Raw genomic sequence first — 24,987 nt, 5'->3', positions numbered from 1 at the left:
CATGTGTCCTATTTTATGACACTTTGTGTACTCTGCTTACTTTTTTTCTCTGCTACCCCTACTTATTGAGCGGATACCCGGATTTGATATAATTTTTGGAGAACAGTCAAAATTTAAACAATCTTCAATTAGCATACTCCCGATTTAAGTGGGTTTCGGGTTGAATCGGCATAATAAAGTCGAGTCAACAGTTAACAATCAACCATTCAGTTTTTAGACCCCGAGTCAACAGTCAACAATCAACAATCATTTCGCTCGTGCAACCGGAATTGATATAAGTTGGTTTCGGGTGATGGCGGCGATCGCAATTGCGGTAAACTTCAAATATGCCATCTGCGAGTAATTATCGATCGATTTTTTGTCTATGACTCTCCAATTAAGCGAAAAAGCCAAAGAATTAATCCCGAAAGCCCGAATTGTCAGCTTAGCCGCCTGGGAAAGTTCCCACTCTCCTGCAGAAATCCAACTCTTTCAAGCTGCTGACGATGCAGGCCGCTATCTCACCGATGAAGATTTACAACAACTTCACTCATCCGAACCAAAATCGGTTAGTAATGCCAAGTTCCTGCGCGACAGTGCGGCGGATATCGTATCCGAAGCCCGGGAACAAGTTTTAGCCGAATATCCTAATATTGCTCAGCCGGGAGGCGACCTTTATCCCCCAGCCAGGGCTGAAGCTTGTTGGCGAGATTTCTGGCATTTTCTCCGCTGCATTACCTATGGAATTGCGGGAAATACCCCCGAATTTACCAGCGATGAAGGACTGCATTACATGAATTTGCTTTATCAAGAATTGGGCGTTCCTTTGCCGGCAATGGTGCTGGGTTTGGAAGGTATCAAAGCGGCTAGTTTGAAGCGGTGCGATTCTGGCGATCGAGCAAAATTAGCTCCTTATTTCGATCGTTTGATTGAAAAGTTGAGCCAGTTTAGTTGAGATTACAGTCGAGGGTTAATTAACGCGGGCTTGAATATCAAAATCTGCGATTTAATTGCTGCTAGACAAACCCAGTCCTAGGAGAGAGTGACTAACAAATAGAGCGGGTATTTAAGGCGAATTTGCTATTAAGAATGTACGCGCACCCTCTTGATATCAAATCCGTTAGCATCGGAATGATATAAACGGAGGACACGGCAGTGCCGTGTCCCTACAATTAATCGCGGTAGGGACACGGCACTGCCGTGTCCTCGGTATCATTCCGATGCAACCGGAAACGATATGATTTGAGTCTGCACAGGCAAACTTGGTTTGTCTGGGAGTAGTTTCAACCGCCGATTATTTACAACCTGTGGCTTGGGCGCAGTGCGCGGTACAATCAGTTTTAACCCGCGATTATCGGAGATGAAAGCGCAATTTACAACCCTAATACTCCCGCGCGTAAAACCCTAAATGATTGGAAATTGGACGTTCCTGCATGGGTATTTTATTCTGAATCGGAGCATTCAACAGTTTCGTTCCTGACGGCGATGCTACTGCAAAAGTTACCGATCCGCCACCATCTAAATTTAGCACTGTCTCGGCTCCCAACTGCATCGAAATGTCAGTGATTTCGCTCAGTTTCAGACCTTCGCTGTAAAGCCTCTGCTTGCCGTCTGCCAGAATCAACCACAACTTGTCGCCTGTTTTGTCGATCGCCGCGACTGCACGGGGATAGGGTCGATCCTGTTTGCGTTCTTCCTGACTTTGTGTTACGGGTTTGCCATTTTTCACCAGCAAAGTATCTCCGGCAACTGCATGGGCTGTTCCCGAAGGACAAGTGCCGTTTTCGATTATTTGAGCGCGGTTTGTGGCATCAAAACAAAGGGCGGGAAAGTTTGAATGTGGTTGAGAATAAGCTTGGCTTTTGGCAATGGCGTGTCCGACATTATTGACTCGATCGCCGCTGCGGGGATAGTAATCCCAAGGTGTTTCCTCGATGCAGGGATAAAAAAAATTGGCGTTGACTGCTAATTGCAATTTAAATTCTTTCAGGAATTCAGTAGCGGTGCGGGCATTGGTTTCTGTTAAATCGGCTGTTGGGTTTCCGGGAGTGACAAAAATTCCGATTCCCGGTGCTTTTAGGTCGATGCTAACAATGTGAATTAGGGTGGGACGCGGATTAGGTCGAAATTCCCTGCGGTAGGCTATTCCTTGAAAGAGCGATCGAGCTTCGTTTGTTTGTTTGGGACGCAAAAAGTAGGGAATGTTGTAGAGTAGTATTGGTGCGAGCAATATTCCGAGACCGATGATAGGCGCAATTTGTTTGATATTGGGTACAGCAGTTAGTTTCATTTGGTGAAGCAGATTTTTTTTAACGAACCGCGAAGAGGCGAAGGACGCGAAGGAAGAGAAGAGAGAGAAGAAAAGAGGGTATATTCACATTTTTTGAAATATGAATTATTCTGATTCCAATAATTTTAGCAATCAAATTTTACGAAATCGATCGTTCCGAGGACAAGTTCTTAACGGTGCTGATTTCAGCGGTGCGGATGTTCGAGGCTGCAATTTTAGAAATGCTCAGTTAGCGGGTGCGAATTTTATCGGTGCGAAAATCGGGCTTTCTCGGCGACAGATTGCTGTTTTGAGTGCTGGGGCGATCGCGATTTGTTTGGTTGTGGGCGATGTTCTGACTCGATTGATTTTGGGAACCCAAGGACAAGTACCGGAGTCTCGCAGTTGGCCTTTTGTTCTGCTGCTGTACGGGGTATTGAGCGCTGCTGGCTTCGCTTCGGCGATCGCCGGCAAACAGCCAGAAACCTCAAAAGCGGGTAGATTTGCACGAACAATTTCTGCTATTCTATCAGGAGCTTTGTTGGGATTTTTCTATGCTGGCACTGCAACTAATAAGAATTCCCAGGCTGCTATTGCTGGAATGGCGATCGGCGGGGTGTTAATGTTTTTTGTGAGTTCCCGGATTCGCAGCCAATTGGCAAAGGTGGCGATCGCATCGGCTGGAAGTGTGGCGACTTACGCAGCGGCTTTTTTGTTCAGTGCAACGGCTAGCGCTTTTGTCAGCACTCACAAACTGTTTTGGGGTGTGTTTTTCGGTTTGCTGTCGCTGCTTTATCTTTGGTTTGCGTTTGTGTCTTTCTCTGCTATTGTTCGAGAAATTGGAAATGCTGAGGGTACTTCCTTCACAGGGGCAAATCTCGCTGATGCTAAGTTCGATATGAATTGCATCAATCTAAAATCTAAAATTTAAAATCTCAAATCCCATGACTGACTTTCAAACAGCAATCGATCCAGCAGAAAGCGACGCTTTGCTGCAAACAGTGAGGGAGCAAAGAGCTCTCGAAACTTTTAATCCCAACGACAGCGAACTTCTCAAAAAGATGGTCGAATGTATGGGAGATTCGCGGGGAATGATGCGGCTAAATTTTGCCGAAACCCTCGGCTCAATTGGCAAACCAGCAACTCCTTTTTTGCTGGAAGCTCTAGCACATCACCCCAACCCTGTCGTGCGCAGGGCAAGTGCTAAAACGCTGACTCTGATTTGCGATCCCGTCGCCCTTCCCAACCTGCTAGAAGCTTTTTTGCACGATGAGGATACCGTTGTCAAAGGTTCTTCTGCTGCCGCTCTCGCCCAGTTGGGCGAACCGTCAGTACCGCATCTGCTGGAAGTTTTAGCCTCGCCCAAATATTCTGAAAATACCAAAGGACACGCGGCTTGGGCTTTGGCGTTTATTGGCTCGAAGGCGAAAGAGTCTTTGTATCGAGAAATCACCTCCGATTCGGTTGAGGTGCGGGCTGCTGTTGTGGGGGCGATCGCCAAAATCGCTCAAGAAGAACCCGAAGAAGCTGCCTTCAACTTGTTAGTTAATGCTCTCACAGATGCTGCTGAAACCGTCCGCATCGAAGCAGCATCGGCTTTAGCAAATGCTGCTTACAAACCCGCGATTCCCAACCTCGTCGAGTTGCTGCACCATGCAAGTTGGGAAAGCCGAAAAGCGGCGGCTTTGGCATTGATGAAAATTGGCGTTAGCGAAAATCCGCCGGAGTTTTCTGTTGTTTTGGAACCCCTGGCATCTGCTTTGAATCAGGAGTCGGAAGCGCAAGTGCGGCAGGTGCTGCAACTGGCAATTTCGCAGATTGAGAAAAAGTCGGAGGAGGAAGAGTGGGATTAAAGACAAAGCCTGCGGTTTCTCACCGCGCCTAGACAAACAAAACCCACTTCAAGTGGGTTAAAAGAATCTTTACTCGATCGGCTCTTGACATTTCGGGAGCATCTCATATTTGTAAAAATACTTCTTTTGGCTCCTTCCTTCTTCCTCTTTCCTTCTGCCTCCTGCCTCAAAACTCCTGCCTCAAAACTCCAATTTATAGCTTGGCTGCTTTCATTGAGATGCTCCCGTGCTCGTATGCCTTTCACCTGGATTAACTTGGAGGCTCTCTAGAAGGCTGCCCGGGAACTACTCACTCGACTTGGCAACATCATGGCATTAAAAAAAGCAGTCTTTTTAGACAAAGACGGAACCTTAGTGGTCGATGTCCCCTGCAACGTTGACCCGAAGAAGATTTTCCCAGTCAGTAATGCAGTTGCGGCATTACGACTATTGTCGGAACTTGGCTACAAGTTGTTGGTTATCACCAATCAATCGAGTATAGCGCGGGGTTATTTCTCTGAACAAGAGCTAATTTTGTACCTACACGAACTTGATACCCTCTTTAGGGAGAGTAACATTATTTTAGATGGGTTTTACTACTGCCCTCATGATAAATCAGCAGATTGTGATTGCCGCAAGCCGAAGCCAGGAATGATTCAGAAAGCAGCTCACGAGCATGGTATTGATTTAGCCGCGTCTTGGTTCATTGGCAACACCCTGAACGATGTTGAAGCGGGTTATCGGGCAGGATGTCGAACAATTTTGATTGACGACGGCAATGAAACATTAGAGGAGTTTAATCGCGATAGCTCTTCGCTGCTGCAAAGCGCAGAGCGCATCCCTCACTACATTGTTCCCGACCTCTACAGCGCCTCACACATTATCAACAGTAAAAGTAATTGATTGTGACTCTGGGTACGAGTCGGTTCGAGCGGTGTGGTGTCTGAGGTTGTGAATGGGAAGCGGGCGATTAGCAAGGCACAAGCTAAGGCTCTGGGTGATTATTTTAAAATCTCACCGAGCTTGTTCATTTAATTGAAATGCGTGCACTGCACACCCTACTTTTGAATAGTAATATCGTTTCCGGTAGCGTCGGAATGATACCGAGGACACCGCGAGTGTCCGGTGTTCCTACGCGGATTAATTGTAGGGACACGGCATTGCTCTCGCGGTGTCCTGACTGTGGGTAATATTAATTCTGATGCTACCGGAGTTGGTATAAGCGGCGCAATTCGCACCATCCATTTATATATTATACTGTTACCAATTACTAATTGTTGATTACAAAATGAACAGCGATCGCCTGAGTGAAATTGAAAATAACCTGCGCGCGCCAGCACTGAATGTCCGCAAAAACGCCTTAGACGAACTTGCAGAAATCCCCGCCGATATCGCCGTCCCAATTCTACAAAAACTAGCCAGGGAAGAAAATTTTGCCCTGCGGCGCCTTGCCGTCATGGGCTTGGGAAATCACCGCAGCGAAGCATCTTTTCAAGCTTTGCAACAGACGATCGCAGAAGAGGCAGACGGTAATGTAATCGCTGAGGCAGCTAATTCTATTTTTGACTTTGGCGAGCCAGCAATTCCTATACTTCAACAGCTATTCGAGATTTCCGATAATTGGTTGGTTCGTCAAACGGTAATCTCTTTGTTAGTGGAAACAGATCGCTTTGACGTATTGTTGGCCCTAGCAATAGCAGCCCTCAAAGATGAAACGCAAACCGTTCGAGAAGCTGGTATTCTTGCTCTCAAAAAAGTTTTAAGCTCGCCTTTGAAGGATGAAGCTTTAAGTGTGTTAACAGTTATGGCGCAAGATTCATATTGGCGGAATCGGTGGCGGGCGGCGATCGCCCTCCACGGTACTCAAGACTCTCAAGCTAAGCAGTTGCTGTCCCAACTGCAGCGGGACGAGCATTGGAGGGTAGTCGCCGCAGCTTTAGAAGGCACATTGGCAGAAAAATGAGGACAACCCAGCAGCGAGCACGATCGACCCCATCGGGTCAATCAACCATACATATGGTTTCGCAAATGCGGGCGAACTAAGGAGGGGCTTCGTTGCAGCCCGAAATCTTCCCAATGCCGGATGCCGGATGCCCCATGCCCCAGACAGGGAAATGTTACAGATTATTACTTTGTTTCTAATAAATGAGACTGGAAGGCCTGTTGTCTTTTATGTTCAAAGTCGACTTGTTAAATAACAAGATTTCTACCTTTTATTCACAAGGAGAGCTCAATGCTAGACGCATTTTCCAGAGCCGTAATCACGGCAGATGCCAAAACAGGTACAATTGGTGGCGCTGAACTCGCTGCACTGAAAAGTTTTATTGCTGAAGGCAACAAGCGCTTGGATGCAGTAAACGCGATCGCCAGCAACGCTAGCTGCATAGTTTCTGATGCCGTCGCCGGCATGATCTGCGAAAACCAAGGCTTGATTCAAGCCGGTGGCAACTGCTACCCCAACCGCCGCATGGCTGCTTGCTTGCGCGACGGCGAAATCATCCTGCGCTACGTTAGCTACGCTCTGCTGGCTGGTGATGCTTCCGTTTTGGACGATCGTTGCTTGAACGGCTTGAAAGAAACCTACAGCGCTCTGGGCGTCCCTTCTGGCTCCTCAGTCCGTGCAGTTCAAATCATGAAAGCTAGCTCCGTTGCCCACATCAACAGCACCAATACAGAAGCTCAAGCTGGTAACCGCTTCCGCAAAATGGAAACAGCTCAAGGTGACTGCTCCTCTCTGGCTTCTGAAGCTGCTAGCTACTTCGATCGCGTTGGTGCTGCTCTGAGCTAGTTAAAGCAGGCGAATAGTTACTGGCTCCCTTGCCAGTTGAATTGAAACAAACTGTCAAAAATCTATTTCTGGAGATCTCAGAACATGAAATCAGTAATCACCACAGTAGTTTCGGCTGCTGATGCGGCGGGGCGTTTCCCCACCACTTCTGACTTGGAATCCGTTCAAGGAAGCATTCAGCGCGCTGCTGCTCGTTTAGAAGCTGCTGAAAAGCTGGCTGCTGGAATCGATGCAGTTGCTAAAGAAGGCTACGATGCTTGCATCAAAAAATATCCTTACTTGAACAACGCTGGCGAAGCCAACGAAACTCAAGTCAAGAAAGACAAGTGCCTGCGCGACATCAAGCACTACCTGCGCTTGATCAACTACTCCTTGGTAGTTGGCGGCACCGGCCCTCTCGATGAATGGGGTATTGCCGGTCAACGCGAAGTTTACCGCGCCTTGAACTTGCCTACAGCTCCTTACGTTGCTGCTTTGGTGTACACCCGCGATCGCGCTTGCGCTCCTCGCGATATGTCTCCTCAAGCATTGGTTGAGTTCCGCGCTCTCCTTGACTACACGATTAACTCTCTTTCCTAGAAAGTTCGATCGCATAATTGACGGCTAGGTTGGACGCAAGTTCGATCGGTCGTAGGGGGACTCTTGGGACGCTGCGAAAGCCTAAATCGGGTTTAGTGTCGCGCTAAGAGTCCCTTAACATTTGTCAGTTGACTGTTGTCAGTTATCAGTTGTCAGTTGACTGTTGTCAGTTGACTAATTTATGTGTTATTGGTTATTGGTTATTAATCAGTAGTTATGAGGATGAAGTAAAAAAATCATCCGTGTATCCATGATTTCCGTGTCGTGCATGGGGTTAGAGGAATAAAAAAAATTAATCCGTGTATCCGTGTTTTCCGTGTCGTGCTGTTGGTAATTGGTAATTGGTAAATGGATAAACGTTTTTTTAATTTATTTAATCTGACAGAAGAACAGGCGATCGCCATTTTGGAAACGCCGGCGGACAAACTAGACGACCCTTACGACCGCTACATTGCAGCCTCTCATTTAGTAAATTTTTCTACAGAACAGTCGATTGCTGCCCTGATTGGGGCAGTGGAAAATCCCGACCAAAACCTAGACAATCGCGCAGTTCGACGCAAAGCATCAGAAACCTTGGGGCGCTTGCAGGCAAAAGTTGCACTAACCTCCCTCCACTCTTGCTTGGATGACGATGACTGTTACGTGGTAGAAAATGCAGTCTGGGCGATCGGGGAAATCGGCACGCAAAATCCCGATATTTTAGAAGATATTGCTCAACTCCTAGACAAGCCCGGTCAAAGTTATCGGGTAATTATTCAGGCTTTGGCAAAGTTGAATTACACAGCAGCACTAGATCGAATTCGCAAGTTTGCAGATTCAGAAGACGAGATGATTCAAGGGGCGGCTATCACCACCACCTGCAACTTTTCAGGGGATTACTCGCAGATGTCGCGCGTGGTTGAAATGCTGCAAAGCATCAATGTTAACGCTCGCCGCAGCAGCATTCAAGACTTAATTGATGCCAAATATTACAAAGCAATTCCTGAGATTTCCCGCTGTCCGGTGTCTGTGGTTTTTCGCCTGCGGGCTGTGCGGATGCTGGCGAGTGTCGGCATACCGGCCGGAGAGATTACTTTTGCAGAAATTGAACCGATTCTCGATCGAATAATTTACGATCGGCCCGACGACCTCGATTTAGTGCACGAATACGACAAACTGCCAAGCCTCGAATTTGCAATTAAGGAACTCTACGAAACCGATTTTGGGCGTTGTTATCTGGCAACCAAAACCCTCCTAGAATCCTACAAAAATGAAGCACCGGATGCCTTACTTGCAACTTATGCAGAATCAGCGTACAACGATTACGGCGCGCACTATCACGTCATGAAACTGCTCGGCTGGCTCAAATACGCCCCTGCTTTCAATTTACTAATAGAAGCGCTGCACAACCGAGAACCGCAGTTCCAAAAATCCCGCGCCGCCGCAGCCATTGCCCTCGGCGAAATAGGCGACAAGCGGGCTATTGCGGAACTCAAAACTTGCCTGGAAACTCCGGTTTGGGATTTGAAATATGCTAGTTTGATGGCATTGGAAAAATTAGGAGACAACAGCGGCTGCGAGATTTTGGCGACCGATGAGGATTTGCTGATTCGGGCAAAAGCAGCGAGTTTAAGCGCAGCAATATTGTAATTAACGAGATTTGTTAGTTACAAATTACAAATTACAAATTACAAATTATTGAGATTTAACAATGCCTAAAGAAGAGTTGTTCCAACAGCTAAAACATCCAAATCCGCACCTGCGGAAGCGGGCAATGAGCGAATTAGCAGAAACCCGCGACGAAACCACTATTCCCCGCTTGATGGGAATTTTGGAGGAGGAAGATGTCGTTTATCGCCGATCGGCAGTACAAGTTTTGGGGATAATCGGTGCTGAGGCTGTACCGTCGCTGGTAGATTCTCTACTCAATAGCAAAAATGCCACGATTCAGGCGAGTTGTGCAAAGGCATTAACGGCGATCGCTGTCAACTATCCAGATCTAACTTTTCCCGAACTCGGAATGCAAGGGCTGCAAAAAGCACTCAGCGATCCGAATCCGGTCGTTTACATTTCCTCTGTTATGGCCCTGGGACAAATTGGCTTGCCGGCGTTGGAAATCTTGACGGAGGCGATCGAAAATACTGACAATATTGCCTTAGCTGTGGCGATAACAGGTGCGTTGGCTACGATTGGAGGTACAAAAGCGAAGCAGGTTTTGGAGGAGATGGCGGCTAATCCCGATGCCGATCCTTACATTCGCGAGTCTGCCGAAAGTGCTTTGTCTCGGTTGCAGCAGGTGAGTCAGTGGAATTCCGGCGGTTAGTTGCAGTCAGTGCGATCGCTCATTCATTTAATATAAGTAACCGGATAATCAGAATTAGCTGGATTCGGAATTAATTGCTGATTTGTACAGTAAACCAAAAAATTTGGTAGCGGTAAATATGTAGTGAAAAAATTAGTACATAGATAGCGGCGCATTATAATGATGGATAAAATACCATATAGCGCCAATGTGGTTTTCTAACTTTTTAGAAAAAGACAAAGTTTTCCTGACCAACCGAGAAATCCTTTGACGCATCGTATGATTAAACCTCTCAATATGGTTGGTCAGCCCACTGTTTTTACCCACCGCTTTATGCCGTTTTCTTGGGATAAATTGCTGAGGTGCCGCCCAATAATCAGTATAACAAACAGCACATTGCCGATAAATGGATGGGAGAGCATTCCATAATCCTCTAGCCCCTTGTTCGCTGCGATCGCCAAGATAACAACCGACAATTTCCCTAGTTTTTTTATCCGGAACTTACCCCGCACATAAGATTCATTTCTTCTGAAACCATTACAGGGCAAGACTTTCCGGGAGCGGGAAAATCAAGTACATGACTACAACTTTTTACAACCCTTATGTCGAGCGGGTTTGAGTTAATTTTATGATACAGCAATACTTTGGTTATAAATATTAAGAAAATCTTAAATACATGGCTACAAAATTGGAACTGCCAAATGGCTAAAACGAATACAGCTCAAAGAATACAGCCACCGAAACTACCCCCGGCAGGGGTAAGTTCCGTTTATCCAATGCTAACCAAATCCACGGCTGATTACCTTGATGATTAACGAATGACCAAGCTTCATCACATTCGATGTTTAATTGAGATTTATGTTTGCTTGAAACCTTTACCTGTTGAGGAACTGAAGCATATTTAGTATTAACGTAATTTTGAAGCCATTTTTGAGAAATGCTAGTCACTAAGCTTTTCTACATTTAAATTGTCTGTTAAAAAACAATTCCCCGTCTTGTGGGGTGGGCGTCCCGCCTGCGGAGAATATACAATTTAAATGCGCGACAGCTTAAGCGCAATTCCTGCTAAGGATCGCAAATTAAATAACTTACAATTTTAATTGTTATGGTGGGATGGGCGTCCCGCCCGTCTAAAAAGGGCGGGCGGGACGCCCACCCCACTTTCAAGAGTGTAAGTTATTTAATTCTCATTCCTAAGGGAATTTTCTCCACTAACATTTTGTCAAGGTAATCTAACGTATGCTTATCAACAATTTTATTGTTAGGGTTTCCCACAAATTGCCTGTCGCAATTTAGACATTGATATTTAGGTTTTTTATTGTGAATTCTGCCATTTTTAACAATACGGTTAGCACCACAACGAGGGCAGTCAGGTCGAGAAGTAAGGATAATTACTGAAAAATTTGATATTTTTTAAGAATTATAGCATTTAATATGAGATAGGCTTGAAAAATCGATTTTAATTAAAGAGCAAGCTAATTGTCAAAATAACCACTTGCCGAGGCAAATAAATAACCACCGCCAAGTGTAAAAATGAAAGTATTTTTAGTTTATATATTTACCTTTCATATCATGTCCGGTCAATTAACCATGATTCCTGTAGGGGATCCCCTCACCAGATATTGAAGAGAAACGGGAAAATCTGTAAACCCGCCCCGGCCTTTAATCGCGGTCAATCGATCGGACATGATATCACTACATATTTACCACAAAATTTTTGAATTTGAGATAATAATTTCTCTCCCATCTCAGCATCACTTATTCTATCTCTGACTGTTTTCTTTATGGCGTTAAACTTAATAGATTATGTGTCGATAAATCTACTAACACAACAATCACTTTTTCTGGCATTTAACTAGGCTAACTCAATCTATTTCTCATCTAAAAAAATCTCAATATCAACCTTCATCATACTTTTAGCTGCTGCCATCCATAACCATTGATTCAACTTGTTCGGCTGTTAATTTGTTGATTTTTTTGGCACTATTATTAATAACTTGTTCCGCAATACTTTCGCCGTATTTTTGAGTAAATTTCTTGCAATTTTCAACAAGATATAAGAGTTCGCTAACAGGTTTTTGACAGGATTTATACTTAAACTGTTGGCGATTTACTTTGATAATTACTTGTTTATTAGTAATTGGCAAATTTCTAACTAAATGCGTTTTATTTTGATGAATACGGCAGCTTTTTTGTCCGCATCTTGGGCAAAATACTGTTTTATTTTTGACGATAACTGCTTAAATAATTATTTATTCTGTCTCTAAGCTATCCTGGACGATTGCACCAGGTATATTCAGTATTTTTGTCATTAATTTTTTCAGATTTAACTTAAATCCTCGCTGTTTTCATAATAGTTTTTCCTAAAACTAGACACAAATCAGTAGGAAAGGATACTGGAAAAATTTATATATACAAAAATAATAATATGATGAGACAAAGAATATCTCGCGCCAGTAAAAAAATATTTTATTATATAAAAAACTCTCCAATATGATTGGAGAACTTTAGTATTTTATTCATAAAAATAGCGCCCCTTGCATCTATATAGTGGAAGTTTTAATTATACTTACTATGCAAGACTGCGTGTAGGCGATCGCATTCAAGCATCGCATTCAAGCATCGGTTTCAAAAACACTCTTACGTACATGATTAGCCTCTGAAGTTCCTCTTCCCTGAACTGCTGTCCTTCAATAAGCTTTACCTGAGTCATTTTGTACTTAGTCTCAACACCAGTATCAACAGCTTTTACATAAAAAATTCAATTCTTTTTTTCAACTCGCACTTTCATAATTCGATCTACAAAGTAGATTAAAACCAATATAATTAATGAATAGCACGGCAGATAGAGCGAAAATAGTAGATAGTAACTCTAAAAAGCTTCAGGCTTGACAGCAGCACTAGGAAGAGGTAGGTATGGCTAGCATAACAAATATTTTTCTAGGATATCACATTAACGAGCAAATATACGCAGGCAATCGAACTCTAGTTTATCGCGGCATTCGGTGTTCAAACGGGCAGCCAGTCGCTATCAAACTGCTGCGAAATGACTTTCCCCGCTTCAACGAACTGGTTCACTTCCGCAACCAGTACGTCATTACTAAAAACTTAGAGATCCCCGGCACTGTCAAGGCATACAGCCTGGAGACTTACCACAACCACTATGCTCTGGTGATGGAAGACTTTGGCGGAATTTCCTTAAGTAGCTACCTCGCCAGTCTAGTGTTCGCGAGCAACGAAGCCCTCAAAGGCTTGCCCGTTAACGAGTTTCTTCCGATTGCAATTCAAATTGCCAGCGCCCTGGACGGACTTTATCGCCACCACATCATCCATAAAGACCTCAAACCCGCCAACATTTTAATTAACCCTGCCAGCAAACAAGTCAAGCTGATTGACTTCAGCATCGCTTCCCTGTTGCCCCGCCAAACTCAAGAAATTCAAAATCCCAATGTCCTTGAAGGCACTTTACCTTACATATCTCCCGAACAAACTGGGCGGATGAACCGAGGGATTGATTACCGCACGGATTTCTACTCTCTGGGAGTTACATTCTACGAACTGCTAACGAGACAGTTGCCTTTCCAAACCGACGATCCGATAGAGTTAGTACACTGTCACCTTGCCAAGCAGCCTATCCCGGTCTATCAACTCAACAAAAGCGTTCCATTGGTGCTGTCTGAAATTGTTAGCAAACTGATGGCAAAGAATGCAGAAGATCGCTATCAAAGTGCCCTAGGACTCAAGTTTGATTTGGAAACTTGTTTGCACGAATGGGAAGAGAGAGGTAAAATATCTTCCTTTAAATTGGGAACGCGAGATTTGTGCGATCGCTTCATCATCCCCGAAAAATTATACGGTAGAGAGAACGAAGTATTCTCCCTACTGGCAGCCTTCAATCGCGTGAGTGCAGGAAGTGCCGAAATGATGCTCGTGGCTGGCTTCTCAGGCATTGGAAAAACCGCAGTAGTGAACGAAGTTCACAAACCGATTGTCGCAGCTAGAGGCTACTTCATCAAAGGCAAATTCGACCAATTTGGGCGCAGCCAACCCTTCTCAGCTTTTGTACAAGCTTTTCGCGATTTAATGGGGCAATTACTAAGCGAAACCGACGCTAAAGTTGAGCAGTGGAAGACTCAAATCCTAGCAGCATTGGGCGAGAATGCTCAGGTAATCGTTGAGGTAATTCCCGAACTAGAGCGGATTGTCGGAGAGCAACCCCCCGCACCAGAACTTTCCGGCAGTGCTGCCCAAAATCGATTCAATAGGTTATTTGAGAAGTTCATTCAACTCTTCACAACCCAAGAACATCCCCTGGTCATCTTCTTAGATGACTTGCAATGGGCAGACTCAGCCTCATTGAACTTGATTCAAGTTCTGACGAGCGATCGCGATCGCCACTATCTCTTGTTAATTGGAGCGTATCGAGATAACGAAGTCAGTTCCGTACACCCTTTGGTGCTGACATTATCCGACATTCAACAAACAGGAGCTACGGTCAACACCATTACCCTCGCGCCGCTCGATTGCTTCAATTTGAATTGTTTGATTGCCGATACCTTAGCTTGTTCTAAAGCGTTGGCTATGCCATTAACAGAACTGGTAGATCAAAAAACCCAAGGCAATCCATTTTTCAGCACGCAATTTCTCAAATTTTTGCATGAAGATGGGCTAATTACGTTTAATTTTGAGGCTCGGTATTGGCAGTGCGATATTGCCGCCGTGCGAACCTTAGCCCTGACAGATGATGTTGTAGAGTTCATGGCGCTGCAATTGCAAAAGTTGCCACTCCAGACACAAGAAGTTTTAAAGTTAGCTGCCTGCATTGGCAACCAATTCGATTTAGCTACGCTGGCGGTCGTTTGTGAAAAATCTTCTTCCGAGACGGCAGCAAACTTGTGGCCTGCTTTGCAAGCAGGGTTGATTCTCCCACTGACTGAAGTTTATAAGTTTTTCACTTCAGAGGAGTTTGAATTCAGAAATCATAATTCAGAAGGAGAAAGCAATACTTCTGACTCGTGGTTCCAGAATCCCGACTCGTGTTATTACAAATTCATGCACGATCGCGTACAGCAAGCAGCTTACGTTCTGATTCCCGAATCCCAGAAACAATCCACTCACCTCAATATTGGTCAACTTTTGTTGATTAATACTCCGACAACTGAAAGGCAAGAGCAAATTTTTAATATAGTCAACCAGTTAAATTATGGTGTTGATTTAATTACCGAACCAACAGAACGTTACCAACTGGCTGAGTTGAATTTGATCGCGGGACACAAAGCGAAGACTGCTACTGCTTATGCTGCTGCACGCAAATATTTAAGTTTTGGCAGGCAAATCCTAGCTCCCGATAGCTGGCACACTCACTATGAAACAGCCCTCGATCTGCACGTATTAGGGGCAGAAACCGCATACCTGAGCTATGATTTTCAGGACATGGAGGAATTAGCTGATTTAGTCCTGCACAATGCCAGAACGCTGCTGGATAAGGTGAAAGTGTATGAAATCGAGCTTTCTGCTTGTACGGCGCAAGTCAAACCCAAACAAGCCGTTGAGATGGGGTTAGCAGTTCTCAAACTCTTGGGAATCTGCTTTCCAGAAAATCCAACTCCGGCAGATATTCAGCAGGGACTAGAACAAACCGCGTCACTCTTTGCGGGTAAAAAAATCGCGGACTTTATTGATTTGCCAGAAATGGAAAATCTCCAAAAGCAAGCAGCCTTGCGGATTCTATCAGGTTTAGTTTCTCCAGCCTACATCACGGCTCCACTTCTCCTGCCACTGGTTATTGTGGAAATGGTTCATTTGTCGGTTAGTTATGGGAATGCTCCCTTATCTGCCTTTGCTTACGGCTTGTATGGATTGGTATTAAGCGGTGTAGTTCAAGACATTGAAACAGGGTTTGAATTTGGACAATTGGCGTTAAATATTGTTGATTTATTTAATGCTAATTACCTCAAAACTAAAGTATATTATACAGTCGGAGTTCACATCATACACGGCAAACATCATGTTAAAAAGACCATTCCTCTTTTAAAAGAGGGTTACGCCATAGGACTGGAAACCGGAGAGCTAGAATTGGGATATTCAGCCAAAGAAATCTCTCAATATTCATATTTAACCGGTCGAGAAATCGCGGGTCTCGAAGAGGAAGTAGCCACCTACTGCCATGCGCTGGCTCAATTCAAACAAGAAGCAGCGTTAAATTACACTCAAATTGTTCATCAGGCTTTATTAAATCTGCTTGGGCGATCGGAAAATCCCTGTCAATTTGTGGGTGATGCCTACAATGAAGAAACAATGCTCCCATTTCACATCCAAGCAAACGACCGAAACGGACTCCACTATTTTTATTTTCATAAACTGCTTGTATGTTACCTGTTTGGAGAAACCGAGCAAGCTTTAGAAAATGCTCGGCAAGCCGAACAGTATTTAGACGCGGTGACGGGTATGCTCAACGTACCGATGTTCTACTTTTATGACTCTCTAGCACGGCTGGGAGTTTGTACTGATTTGGGTTCATCCGAAGAGAAACAAGAACATCTGCAAAAAGTGAAAAGCAACCAGGAAATCCTTCATAAATGGGCGCATCACGCCCCCATGAATTTCTCGCACAAATTTTACCTAGTGGAAGCCGAACTGTTCCGAGTGCTGGGTGAAAACCTGCAGGCGATGGAGGCTTACGAACGCGCCATTTTGCTGGTTAAAGAAAACGATTATCTCAACGAAGAAGCTCTGGCAAATGAATTGGCTGCTAAATTCTACCTGGCATGGGGGAAAGAAAAAATTGCCCAGGTATATCTAATAGATGCTTACTATGCTTATGCTCGTTGGGGAGCGAAAGCAAAAATCGACGATCTAGAACAACGCTATCCCGAACTGCTGGCTCCTATCTTAAAACAGGAAAAAGCTCGTTCGTTTGAGGAAGGTACTACCTCCAGTCACACTTCATTGATTTCTAGTAGTCGCCAAACAATTACTGGGAGTACGAGTACCACAGTAATAGATTTACCAACTGTTATCAAAGCTTATCAAGCTTTGTCTAGCGAAATTAAGCTCGAACAATTGCTTACTACCCTGATGCAAGTGGCGATTCAGAATGCCGGTGCTCAAACAGGAGTATTAATTTTGAAAGAAGAGGAGAACTGGAAAATCTCCGTCCACTGTAGCGAGCAGCAAGGCTGTCTTTTGCAAGAAACTATTGGGATAGGGGAGAGCGAATCAATTCCCCAGACTGTCATTAATTACGTCAAACGTACCGAAAAAACCCTAGTTTTCGATGATGTAAAGACTGAATTAATGTTTACTTCTGACCCGTACATACAGCAGCAGGAACCTAAGAGCATCCTATGTACTCCGATTATCCATCAAGGCAAAATGATGGCAATTCTCTATTTGGAAAATAATCTGACAACGGGGGCCTTCACTGGCGATCGCGTCGCCCTCCTCAACATCCTGTGTTCCCAAGCTGCCATCTCGCTGGAAAACGCCCGCTTGTATCAGCAATCTCAACAGCTTTATCAACAATCTCAGGAATATGCCCAAAAACTAGAGCATTCTATCCAGGATCTCAAACAGATGCAGTTGCAATTGGTGCAGGGTGAGAAAATGTCTGCTCTCGGAAATTTAGTCGCAGGGGTAGCCCACGAAATTAACAATCCCGTAGGCTTTATCGCAGGCAATTTGCAGCCGGCTCAAGACTACGTGGGGGATTTATTCAATTTGATTGACCTCTATCAAGAAAAATTTCCCCATCCGGGAGTGGAAATAGAAGCAGAAATCGAGGATATAGACTTGGAGTATTTGCGAGAAGATTTGCCCAAATTGATTGGCTCAATGCAGGAGGGAGTCGATCGCATCCGCAATATCAGTACGAGTTTGAGAACGTTTTCGAGGGCCGATAGCGATCGACCCGTTGCTTTCAATATTCACGACGGACTCGAAAGCACTCTGCTGATTCTCAAGCACCGTTTAAAAGCCAGCGAGTTTCGCCCTGCCATTGAAGTTGTGAAAGAGTATGGTGATTTGCCCCTCGTGAAATGCTTTCCCGGACAGTTAAACCAGGTATTTATGAACGTACTCGCAAATGCCATTGACGCTCTGGAGGAGTCAAATAAGGGGCGCAGTTTTAGTGAAATTAAAGCCCGACCCAATCAAATCACGGTTCAAACTGCTCTGAGCGAAGACAACAATCAGGTTTTGATTCGGATTAAGGATAATGGAGTGGGGATGTCAGCCGAAGTCAAGAAAAACATCTTTAACCACTTATTCACAACCAAGTCTGTGGGTCAAGGAACCGGATTGGGATTGTCGATAAGCCGCCAAATTGTTGTGGAAAAACATGGAGGTACGTTAGCAGTGAATTCTTCTTTGGGGAAGGGTTCGGAGTTTGTGATTTCTATTCCGGGATGAGCAGTTGGTAGTAGCCTTTAACGCAATTATCACCGAGCAACTCAGAACTCAGTTATTAGAAGAAAGAGGTACGGGGTACGGGGTACGAACAACAGGGTATGACTTTATTGCTAGGAACTAGCGACTACGGAGGGCGGTTTTATTTTACGATTCAATTTCCGATTTTCGTCTTGACAAAGCATCTCCGCGTCAGGGGAAGAGGAGTTTTTAATATTTTTGATTTTATTATTACAAGGAAATATCTGAACACTTTACAGCATAATGGTTAGATAAATTGATAAATTTGACGGCGAAACAACTCTGCCATGAAGAAGGGAGATCGAGACTCAGCTAACAGCGAGATTCATTGTGGGGTTTCAAATTTAAGTTGATACGTACAGAAACTGCCGTATCCTACACTATATCTGTACTTCACTCAACTAAAAACATCTATAAATGGGCGGTTGAAACCGCCAGGGATGAAGAAGAATTAAAAAAACCTAACACTTTTGGAAGATGCCACAAACTTTATCTATGATAAAAATATAGACATTTGTCTAAACAGTGCGTTAAACCCTTTCACAAGCACCGAAATATTCTAATATATACCGAAAAACACCCATGCAATTTGTCCCCAAAACCATCGCAGAAATTCAACCAGAAATCATACCAGTTAAAGAATCACCGCCAGAACTTGTTACTTTCGATGTCGGGGGGATGAAATGTGCCGGCTGCGCAAAAGCTGTTGAACGCCAACTAATGCAGTATTCAGGCGTAATTTCAGCTTGCGTAAACTTGGCCGTAGAAGTCGCGACGGTTGAGTGTCAACCGGGGGCTGTGGATGCAGAGGCTTTAGCGAAAAAATTGACTGATAATGGATTTCCCTCTCAGTCTCGTTTAGGAGACAATCAGCGGGAAGCAGAAGCGGCAACAATTGAAAGGCGACGGCAAGAAATTCGACAGCAAATTAATCAATTGACGATCGCCCTAATCTTAATTATTCTATCCGGTTTAGGTCACGTACTCGGCACAAAAGCCCCAATTCTCAGCAATATTTGGTTCCACTGGGGACTCGCCACCCTAGCATTGCTGCTACCGGGCCGCCCGATTATCGTTGACGGGTGCCGCAGTTTGTGGCGAAATGCACCCAACATGAATACTTTGGTAGCTTTAGGCGCTGTTACAGCTTACACCGCTAGCAACGCCGCGCTGCTGTTTCCACGGATGGGATGGGAGTGCTTTTTTGACGAACCGGTGATGCTGCTGGGCTTTATTTTGTTGGGCAAAACTCTCGAACAGCAAGCTAGACGGCGCGCTACATCAGCTTTGCAAGCTTTAATCGCATTGCAGCCGGCGACTGCCCGCTTAGTTGATTTTAAACTCCCGAGTTTAGATTTGCGATCGGAAGAATTGCCTTTAAATTCGACATCTGGGGTCTACAATCCACAATACATTGAAATTCCAGCCGATCGCGTCCGAGTCGGAGAATGGCTGCAAGTTTTGCCCGGGGAAAAAATACCGGTAGACGGCGAAGTTTCCGAAGGCAAAACAACCATAGATGAGTCGATGCTGACTGGCGAATCGCTGCCGGTTTTGAAGCAGCCAGGAGATACAGTTGCGGCGGGAACTATCAATAAATCCGGGGCAATTGTGATGCGGGCAACTCGCACCGGTCAGGAAACAACTGTAGCTCAAATGGTGGCTTTGGTGCAGGCAGCCCAAACTCGCAAAGCGCCGATTCAAAATTTAGCTGATACTGTCGCGGGATATTTTGTGTATGGGGTAATGGCGATATCGGTTTTAACTTTCCTATTCTGGTATTTTGCCGGTACTCATATTTGGCCTTCTGTGCTTTTAGGACACGGGGCAATGAATATGGGACACGGGGCAATGAATATGGGAAATCAATTATCCATTATCCATTATCAATCGCCTTTGCTGTTAAGTTTGAAATTGGCGATCGCAGTTTTAGTTATTGCTTGTCCTTGCGCTTTGGGACTGGCTACCCCAACAGCAATTTTAGTCGGTTCTGGCATCGGGGCGGAGCGCGGACTTTTAATTCGCGGTGGCGATGTTTTAGAACGGGTGCATCAATTAGATACGGTGGTTTTTGATAAGACTGGCACTCTGACAACCGGAAATCTCACACTCACAGATTATTTGCCGATTTTCCAGAATTCAGAGTGGGATTTGAACTCCGATATTAATGTTGGAAACAGGCAAGATGCCTGTTCCACAATTGATGGGGTTTCTGGAGACAAACAAGATGTTTGTTCCACAATTGATGGATTTTCTGGAAACAGGCAAGATGTTTGTTCCACAATTGATGGGGTTTCTGGCAACAGGCAAGATGCCTGTTCCACAATTGATGGAGTTTCTGGCAACAGGCAAGATGCCTGTTCCACAATTGACTCAAAACTGCTGCAAATTGCGGCGGCGGTAGAAAGGGGCGCTTGTCATCCCATCGCCGCAGCGATTTTGCTGGAAGCTCAACAGCAAGGTTTGCCGATGCTAGCTGCTGACGATTTCTACACGGAACCCGGATTCGGGGTTTCTGCTTTGGTGGAGGGCCGGCGGGTGTTCGCGGGGAATGCCGAGTGGATGAAGGAGCAGGGGGTCGCTGTGGCGACGGAATTGTCGGGGTCTTTGCAAGGCAAAACGGCGGTTTACGTGGCTTCTGGGGGCGTTTTGCTGGGGGTAATCGGGCTAAAAGATAGTCTGAGGCCGGATGCTAAGGCGGCGGTGGAACGTTTGCGTGGCATGGGATTGCGGGTGATGATGCTGACGGGGGATACGCCGTCTGCGGCGGCAGCTACGGCGCAGCAGCTAGGTTTGGCGGCGGCTGATGTTTTGGCCGAGGTGCCGCCGGAGGGGAAGGCTCGGGCGATCGCGACTTTGCAAGCCCAAGGCTGTAAAGTGGCTGTGGTGGGGGATGGTATCAATGACGCCCCGGCTTTGGCTCAAGCGGATGTCGGTATCGGTTTGCACTGCGGCACGGATGTGGCAGTTGAGACTGCTCAAATTGTGCTGATGCGAAATGCTTTGATGGATGTTGTTGAGTCGATCGAGCTGGGTCGCGCTACTTTTAACAAGATTCGCCAAAATTTATTTTGGGCTTTTGGTTACAATACTCTGGGAATTCCGGTTGCAGCGGGTATCTTGCTGCCTGCAACCGGAATTATACTCAGTCCTGCAGCGGCCGGAGCATTTATGGCGTTTAGTTCTGTTAGCGTGGTGACAAATTCTTTGTTTTTGCGCCGGGGATTTCGATCTTCAATTGATTGATGACAGATAAAAGTAGGAGGTCATCGGTCATTAGTTAGAAATTAATGACTGATGACCTCCTCCCAAGAGGGAGACAAACCCCTCACACCAGGAGTCGATAGCCAAGAAGTTTCGACGTTAGTTAGATCCCTCTGATTCATCTGTAGAGTCAATCGAAAATCTCACACCTTAAATTGACTGACTGATGGCTACAGTGCCATACTTTCCAAGAGACGCCAATTATTGTTGTTCATAATTGAACGGCTCACTAGCTCGAACATTTGACGGCAGTGGTTGTTGGTTTGCAGTGGCAGTTCCTCGTTTTTAATCACGAAGTTCATGCGAACCTCTGAGTCGCTAGCCGTGTTTTTCTCAATTAGGACTTCTGCGGTGACAAGTTTGGCAATCGAAACTTGACCGGGAAGTTCGCGAGCCATGACGGAATCTCCTGTATTGTAGATAATATCAAGATTGCATGACTCTAAAATTTCAATCAGGGACTGACGGAGACGGTCGATCGGAACGGCAACGATAAAAAAACCAGTATAGCGAGCCATAGACAACTCCAGCCGTGAGGCATTTAGACTTTATTATCATACCGAACCTAGAAGAGATGCACAGAACAATATGGATTTATTTTATTCCGGTGGGAAGTTAGGGCAATGAAGGGCAAACTTATCGTGTTTGAGGGGGTTGAAGGTGCGGGGAAAACTACGCAGATGCAGCGCTTGATACAGTTCCTGCAAGCAAGTTGCTTTCTGAGAGTCCCGTTGCTGGCTACTCGCGAACCGGGGGGTACGGAGTTGGGAAGGGGACTGCGACATTTGCTGCTGAAACAAGATGCGGGCGAATCTGTATCCGATCGAGCAGAATTACTCATGTACGCGGCAGATCGCGCTCAGCACGTCGAAACTTTTCTTAAACCAGAGTTATCGAAGGGAACAATTGTTTTGTGCGATCGCTTTACTGACTCTACGATTGCTTATCAGGGCTACGGTCGCGGTCTTAACTTAAATTTAATTAAGCAGTTGAATGACATTGCCACCGGCGGCTTGGAAAGCGATCTGACTTTGTGGCTGGATATTAATGTGGAGGCGGGTTTGGCGAGGGTAAGGGCTCGGGGAAGGTGCGATCGGATCGAGCAAGCAGATTTGAAGTTTCACCGCCTTGTACAGCAAGGTTTTGCGGAGTTAGCCCAGGAAAATAAATCTCGAATTGTCCGGATCAATGGCGATCTCCCTGAATATGAAGTCGCTCAGCAAATTCAAACTATTGTAACTCGCAGGTTAGAAGCTTGGGGATATTTAAATAATACCAATTCTGAAAAGTAGCGCTACATAATCTGTAGAAACACGGCAATGCCCTGTCCGGCTCCGGCCACTTACAATTTAACATTTTTAACTCTCAACAATTATTTAGCAGTTCGTTAAAACTCATATGTTGCACCATTCTCAATAATCCTTTTATGAACAGGCTTTCTGGCCTGTTCCACAAAGAGTGAATTTTCTCGCTTAACAGGCCGGAAAGCCTGTTAAGCGAGAATGGTGCAAGATGTGAGTTAAAGCACGATAACCTTTTGGTATTTTTAACAAACATGAATTATTTCACATCATTAATCGGACAAGAGCGAGCAGTAGAATTGCTGACTCAAGCAGTCGAGCGAAACCGAATTGCTCCCGGTTATTTATTTATCGGCTCTAACGGCATCGGCAAAAGTTTAGCAGCCCAGTGTTTCATTGAGCTGTTATTCTCAGCCAATCTTCCCGAAACCAGACTCATAGCCTCCGTGGAAAATCGCGTGCGGCAGCGAAATCATCCAGACTTGCTCTGGGTAGAACCAACTTACATGAACCAAGGCAAACGGCTGTCGCCAAAGGAAGCAGAGGAAGCCGGTTTAAAGCGGAAAGCACCGCCACAAATTCGCTTAGAACAAGTTCGAGAAATCGGTGAATTTCTCAGCAGGCCGCCGCTAGAAGCGGCGCGTTCAGTCGTAGTTTTGGAACAAGCAGAAACAATGGGCGAGGGAGCTGCTAACGGCTTGTTAAAGACCTTGGAAGAACCCGGAAAAGCAGCGCTCGTTTTAATTGCTCCGACATTGGAAGCTTTGCTGCCCACTTTGATTTCCCGCTGTCAAAAAATCCAGTTTTCTCGGCTGAATCCCGAAGCAATGGCACAAGTTTTGCAGCAAGCCGGATTCGCAGATATTTTATCCCATCCCGAGGTAATGGGGATGGCTCAGGGAAGTCCTGGCGAGGCAATTACTATTTGGCAGCAACTGCAATCAATACCCGATGATTTGCTGCAAAAGGTGAAGCAGTTGCCTCAAAATCTGCGGTCTGCTTTGGAATTGGCCAAGGAAATTGATAAAACTTTAGATACTGAATCTCAGTTGTGGTTAATCGATTATTTACAGCACTGTTACTGGCAGCAATTTTTGGCAGGGGGAATTAGCCGATCGCCCTTAGAACCCTTGGAAAAAGCACGACAATATTTGCTAAACTACGTACAGCCGCGATTAGTTTGGGAATGCACACTAATGGGAATATGTCAAGCATAACCTAGTGCCAAGTTTGAACCCAATACGATGAGTAACACGATGGAAAAAGCCACATTTGCCGCCGGTTGTTTTTGGGGAGTGGAACACAAGTTTCGCGCCGTTGCGGGTGTCGTCTCGACTGCTGCGGGCTACACAGGAGGTCACTGGCCGAATCCCTGCTACCTGGATGTTTGCGCCAGAGTCACCGGTCACGCTGAAGCTGTCCTGCTAGAGTACGATCGATCGCAGGTGAGTTACGAAACACTGCTAGATGTATTCTGGAACTGTCACGATCCTACCCAAATCAATCGCCAAGGCCCCGATAGAGGGGAGCAGTACAGGTCTGTGATTTTTTATCACAATTGGGAACAAGAAAAAGCCGCTCGCCTTTCCAAACAAAAATTGCAAATTTCCGGTAAATACGACAAAGATATTGCCACCGAAATCAAACCTGCTGGTGAATTTTATATGGCAGAGGATTACCACCAGCAATATATTGAGAAGAAACGGCATTCGTCAGAAGTTATTAGTTAACAAGTAGGCAGACGCGACAAAAAATAAAATATTTTAGGGGCGGCTAAAGCAACGATCTATACTAGCCACAGTTTATGATTAATGCCAAACCAGGCGTCCCCCACGCCCTGTTTATTTCTACCTACCTAGTAATAAATCATTAATCATGAGTCAGAAAAAGATTTATTAAATTCAGTCAAGGACGCAAAAACCCGGTTTATGCACGTAATTTGGTTGTATACGCTCGATCGCGACAACGATCGAGCCGGGTTTTTTGGGAAGCGTGCGTCCAGGAGTGAAATTATATTTTTCCAAACAAAAAGCGCTCTTAGAAATAGAGGCGTTTGGACTGAAATAGGACTTAGGCACGATTGTTGAGAAACCGGGTTTTTTTACCACGAAAAGACTCGTTGTAGACCGCACGCGGGCGTAAAAAAAACGGTTTCGCACCGCTCCCGATGCGTCCAGGACTGTAAAAAAAAGACCTCTTGCAAAAATAGCTGGGACGGGCTCTCCGGCCCGTCCCACAAAAAGTTTTTTCTCTTGTGGGATGGGCCG

The 24,987-nt window shown here is 45.3% G+C and carries 20 protein-coding genes and 1 pseudogene; 14 read left to right on the top strand and 7 right to left on the bottom strand.

From position 1 onward, the window contains the following. Positions 1–364: 364 nt before the first annotated feature. Positions 365–934 (top strand): phycobilisome protein, encoded by a 570-nt coding sequence (locus QUA99_RS27275; protein WP_333242895.1) that lies wholly within the window; start codon positions 365–367, stop codon positions 932–934. Positions 935–1,360: 426 nt separating this feature from the next. On the opposite strand, the gene QUA99_RS27270 is transcribed toward QUA99_RS27275, so the two are convergent. Further along, the gene (locus QUA99_RS27270) at positions 1,361–2,269 is read right to left on the bottom strand and encodes a phosphodiester glycosidase family protein (RefSeq protein WP_333242892.1); all 909 of its coding nucleotides are present in this window, start codon (positions 2,267–2,269) and stop codon (positions 1,361–1,363) included. A gap of 100 nt (positions 2,270–2,369) precedes the next feature. On the opposite strand from QUA99_RS27270, the gene QUA99_RS27265 reads away from it, so the two are divergent. The 8 genes from QUA99_RS27265 (at position 2,370) to QUA99_RS27230 (ending at position 9,749) form a co-directional block, all read left to right on the top strand. Beyond that, complete coding sequence (locus QUA99_RS27265) at positions 2,370–3,179, top strand: pentapeptide repeat-containing protein (RefSeq protein ID WP_333242890.1); 810 nt, start codon at positions 2,370–2,372, stop codon at positions 3,177–3,179. A 13-nt stretch (positions 3,180–3,192) separates the two neighbouring features. Beyond that, positions 3,193–4,101 (top strand): HEAT repeat domain-containing protein, encoded by a 909-nt coding sequence (locus tag QUA99_RS27260; protein ID WP_333242887.1) that lies wholly within the window; start codon positions 3,193–3,195, stop codon positions 4,099–4,101. A 309-nt stretch (positions 4,102–4,410) separates the two neighbouring features. Then, a complete protein-coding gene (locus QUA99_RS27255) occupies positions 4,411–4,983 on the top strand; it encodes an HAD family hydrolase (protein ID WP_333242885.1) in 573 nt (190 codons plus the stop codon). 385 nt (positions 4,984–5,368) lie between these two features. After that, entirely contained in the window at positions 5,369–6,043 is a 675-nt protein-coding gene (locus QUA99_RS27250; protein ID WP_333242882.1) for a HEAT repeat domain-containing protein, read from the top strand. Positions 6,044–6,313: 270 nt separating this feature from the next. Further along, positions 6,314–6,868 (top strand): bleomycin hydrolase, encoded by a 555-nt coding sequence (locus QUA99_RS27245; RefSeq protein ID WP_333242879.1) that lies wholly within the window; start codon positions 6,314–6,316, stop codon positions 6,866–6,868. Positions 6,869–6,952: 84 nt separating this feature from the next. Further along, positions 6,953–7,447: a bleomycin hydrolase gene (locus tag QUA99_RS27240; protein WP_333242876.1), complete on the top strand. Its 495-nt coding sequence runs from the start codon at positions 6,953–6,955 to the stop codon at positions 7,445–7,447. A 348-nt stretch (positions 7,448–7,795) separates the two neighbouring features. Beyond that, positions 7,796–9,076 carry a HEAT repeat domain-containing protein gene (locus QUA99_RS27235; protein WP_333242873.1) on the top strand — a complete coding sequence of 427 codons (1,281 nt, stop codon included), beginning with the start codon at positions 7,796–7,798 and terminating at the stop codon, positions 9,074–9,076. A 61-nt stretch (positions 9,077–9,137) separates the two neighbouring features. Next, a complete protein-coding gene (locus QUA99_RS27230; RefSeq protein WP_333242871.1) occupies positions 9,138–9,749 on the top strand; it encodes a HEAT repeat domain-containing protein in 612 nt (203 codons plus the stop codon). A 132-nt stretch (positions 9,750–9,881) separates the two neighbouring features. Here QUA99_RS27230 and QUA99_RS27225 read toward each other — a convergent pair. The 4 genes and pseudogenes from QUA99_RS27225 to QUA99_RS27210 all read right to left on the bottom strand — a co-directional run. Then, positions 9,882–10,223 (bottom strand): annotated as a pseudogene (locus QUA99_RS27225) (IS1 family transposase); the annotation flags it as partial. A gap of 210 nt (positions 10,224–10,433) precedes the next feature. Beyond that, positions 10,434–10,676 (bottom strand): hypothetical protein, encoded by a 243-nt coding sequence (locus tag QUA99_RS27220; protein WP_333242869.1) that lies wholly within the window; start codon positions 10,674–10,676, stop codon positions 10,434–10,436. A 228-nt stretch (positions 10,677–10,904) separates the two neighbouring features. Then, a complete protein-coding gene (locus QUA99_RS33280; protein ID WP_445251047.1) occupies positions 10,905–11,117 on the bottom strand; it encodes an IS1/IS1595 family N-terminal zinc-binding domain-containing protein in 213 nt (70 codons plus the stop codon). Between the two features lie 527 nt (positions 11,118–11,644). Continuing rightward, complete coding sequence (locus QUA99_RS27210) at positions 11,645–11,962, bottom strand: transposase family protein (protein WP_333242900.1); 318 nt, start codon at positions 11,960–11,962, stop codon at positions 11,645–11,647. Between the two features lie 682 nt (positions 11,963–12,644). Here QUA99_RS27210 and QUA99_RS27205 point away from each other — a divergent pair. Both QUA99_RS27205 and QUA99_RS27200 read left to right on the top strand, forming a co-directional pair. Next, positions 12,645–18,137, top strand: coding sequence for an AAA family ATPase (locus QUA99_RS27205; RefSeq protein ID WP_333242866.1), 5,493 nt, complete (start codon positions 12,645–12,647; stop codon positions 18,135–18,137). A gap of 600 nt (positions 18,138–18,737) precedes the next feature. Continuing rightward, entirely contained in the window at positions 18,738–21,401 is a 2,664-nt protein-coding gene (locus QUA99_RS27200; RefSeq protein WP_333242863.1) for a heavy metal translocating P-type ATPase, read from the top strand. Positions 21,402–21,589: 188 nt separating this feature from the next. Here the strand turns inward: QUA99_RS27200 and QUA99_RS27195 are convergent, their stop codons facing one another. After that, positions 21,590–21,937 (bottom strand): hypothetical protein, encoded by a 348-nt coding sequence (locus tag QUA99_RS27195; protein ID WP_190659999.1) that lies wholly within the window; start codon positions 21,935–21,937, stop codon positions 21,590–21,592. Positions 21,938–22,042: 105 nt separating this feature from the next. Between QUA99_RS27195 and tmk the strand changes: the two genes are divergently transcribed. The 3 genes from tmk (at position 22,043) to msrA (ending at position 24,450) form a co-directional block, all read left to right on the top strand. Continuing rightward, on the top strand, positions 22,043–22,711 hold the full coding sequence (gene tmk, locus QUA99_RS27190) for a dTMP kinase (RefSeq protein WP_333242860.1): 669 nt from the start codon (positions 22,043–22,045) through the stop codon (positions 22,709–22,711). A gap of 263 nt (positions 22,712–22,974) precedes the next feature. Beyond that, positions 22,975–23,937, top strand: coding sequence for a DNA polymerase III subunit delta' (locus QUA99_RS27185; RefSeq protein ID WP_333242858.1), 963 nt, complete (start codon positions 22,975–22,977; stop codon positions 23,935–23,937). A gap of 39 nt (positions 23,938–23,976) precedes the next feature. Next, positions 23,977–24,450, top strand: coding sequence for a peptide-methionine (S)-S-oxide reductase MsrA (gene msrA, locus QUA99_RS27180; RefSeq protein ID WP_333242898.1), 474 nt, complete (start codon positions 23,977–23,979; stop codon positions 24,448–24,450). A 171-nt stretch (positions 24,451–24,621) separates the two neighbouring features. On the opposite strand, the gene QUA99_RS27175 is transcribed toward msrA, so the two are convergent. Continuing rightward, a partial coding sequence (locus QUA99_RS27175; RefSeq protein ID WP_333242855.1) for a hypothetical protein occupies positions 24,622–24,987 on the bottom strand: 366 nt, incomplete at its 5' end.

The sequence above is a fragment of the Microcoleus sp. F10-B2 genome (genome assembly GCF_036704965.1).
In the GTDB taxonomy this organism is placed as follows: domain Bacteria; phylum Cyanobacteriota; class Cyanobacteriia; order Cyanobacteriales; family Microcoleaceae; genus Microcoleus.
Note: the sequence above shows the minus strand (reverse complement) of the source record. Positions and strands in the feature narration are given on the sequence as shown.

What these genes read in the sequence shown, in the direction of transcription:
- QUA99_RS27275 (WP_333242895.1), top strand. Translation starts at nt 365, where the DNA reads ATGACTCTCCAATTAAGCGAAAAAGCCAAAGAATTAATCCCGAAAGCC.
- QUA99_RS27270 (WP_333242892.1), bottom strand. Translation starts at nt 2,269, where the DNA reads ATGAAACTAACTGCTGTACCCAATATCAAACAAATTGCGCCTATCATC.
- QUA99_RS27265 (WP_333242890.1), top strand. Translation starts at nt 2,370, where the DNA reads ATGAATTATTCTGATTCCAATAATTTTAGCAATCAAATTTTACGAAAT.
- QUA99_RS27260 (WP_333242887.1), top strand. Translation starts at nt 3,193, where the DNA reads ATGACTGACTTTCAAACAGCAATCGATCCAGCAGAAAGCGACGCTTTG.
- QUA99_RS27255 (WP_333242885.1), top strand. Translation starts at nt 4,411, where the DNA reads ATGGCATTAAAAAAAGCAGTCTTTTTAGACAAAGACGGAACCTTAGTG.
- QUA99_RS27250 (WP_333242882.1), top strand. Translation starts at nt 5,369, where the DNA reads ATGAACAGCGATCGCCTGAGTGAAATTGAAAATAACCTGCGCGCGCCA.
- QUA99_RS27245 (WP_333242879.1), top strand. Translation starts at nt 6,314, where the DNA reads ATGCTAGACGCATTTTCCAGAGCCGTAATCACGGCAGATGCCAAAACA.
- QUA99_RS27240 (WP_333242876.1), top strand. Translation starts at nt 6,953, where the DNA reads ATGAAATCAGTAATCACCACAGTAGTTTCGGCTGCTGATGCGGCGGGG.
- QUA99_RS27235 (WP_333242873.1), top strand. Translation starts at nt 7,796, where the DNA reads ATGGATAAACGTTTTTTTAATTTATTTAATCTGACAGAAGAACAGGCG.
- QUA99_RS27230 (WP_333242871.1), top strand. Translation starts at nt 9,138, where the DNA reads ATGCCTAAAGAAGAGTTGTTCCAACAGCTAAAACATCCAAATCCGCAC.
- QUA99_RS27205 (WP_333242866.1), top strand. Translation starts at nt 12,645, where the DNA reads ATGGCTAGCATAACAAATATTTTTCTAGGATATCACATTAACGAGCAA.
- QUA99_RS27200 (WP_333242863.1), top strand. Translation starts at nt 18,738, where the DNA reads ATGCAATTTGTCCCCAAAACCATCGCAGAAATTCAACCAGAAATCATA.
- QUA99_RS27195 (WP_190659999.1), bottom strand. Translation starts at nt 21,937, where the DNA reads ATGGCTCGCTATACTGGTTTTTTTATCGTTGCCGTTCCGATCGACCGT.
- tmk (WP_333242860.1), top strand. Translation starts at nt 22,043, where the DNA reads ATGAAGGGCAAACTTATCGTGTTTGAGGGGGTTGAAGGTGCGGGGAAA.
- QUA99_RS27185 (WP_333242858.1), top strand. Translation starts at nt 22,975, where the DNA reads ATGAATTATTTCACATCATTAATCGGACAAGAGCGAGCAGTAGAATTG.
- msrA (WP_333242898.1), top strand. Translation starts at nt 23,977, where the DNA reads ATGGAAAAAGCCACATTTGCCGCCGGTTGTTTTTGGGGAGTGGAACAC.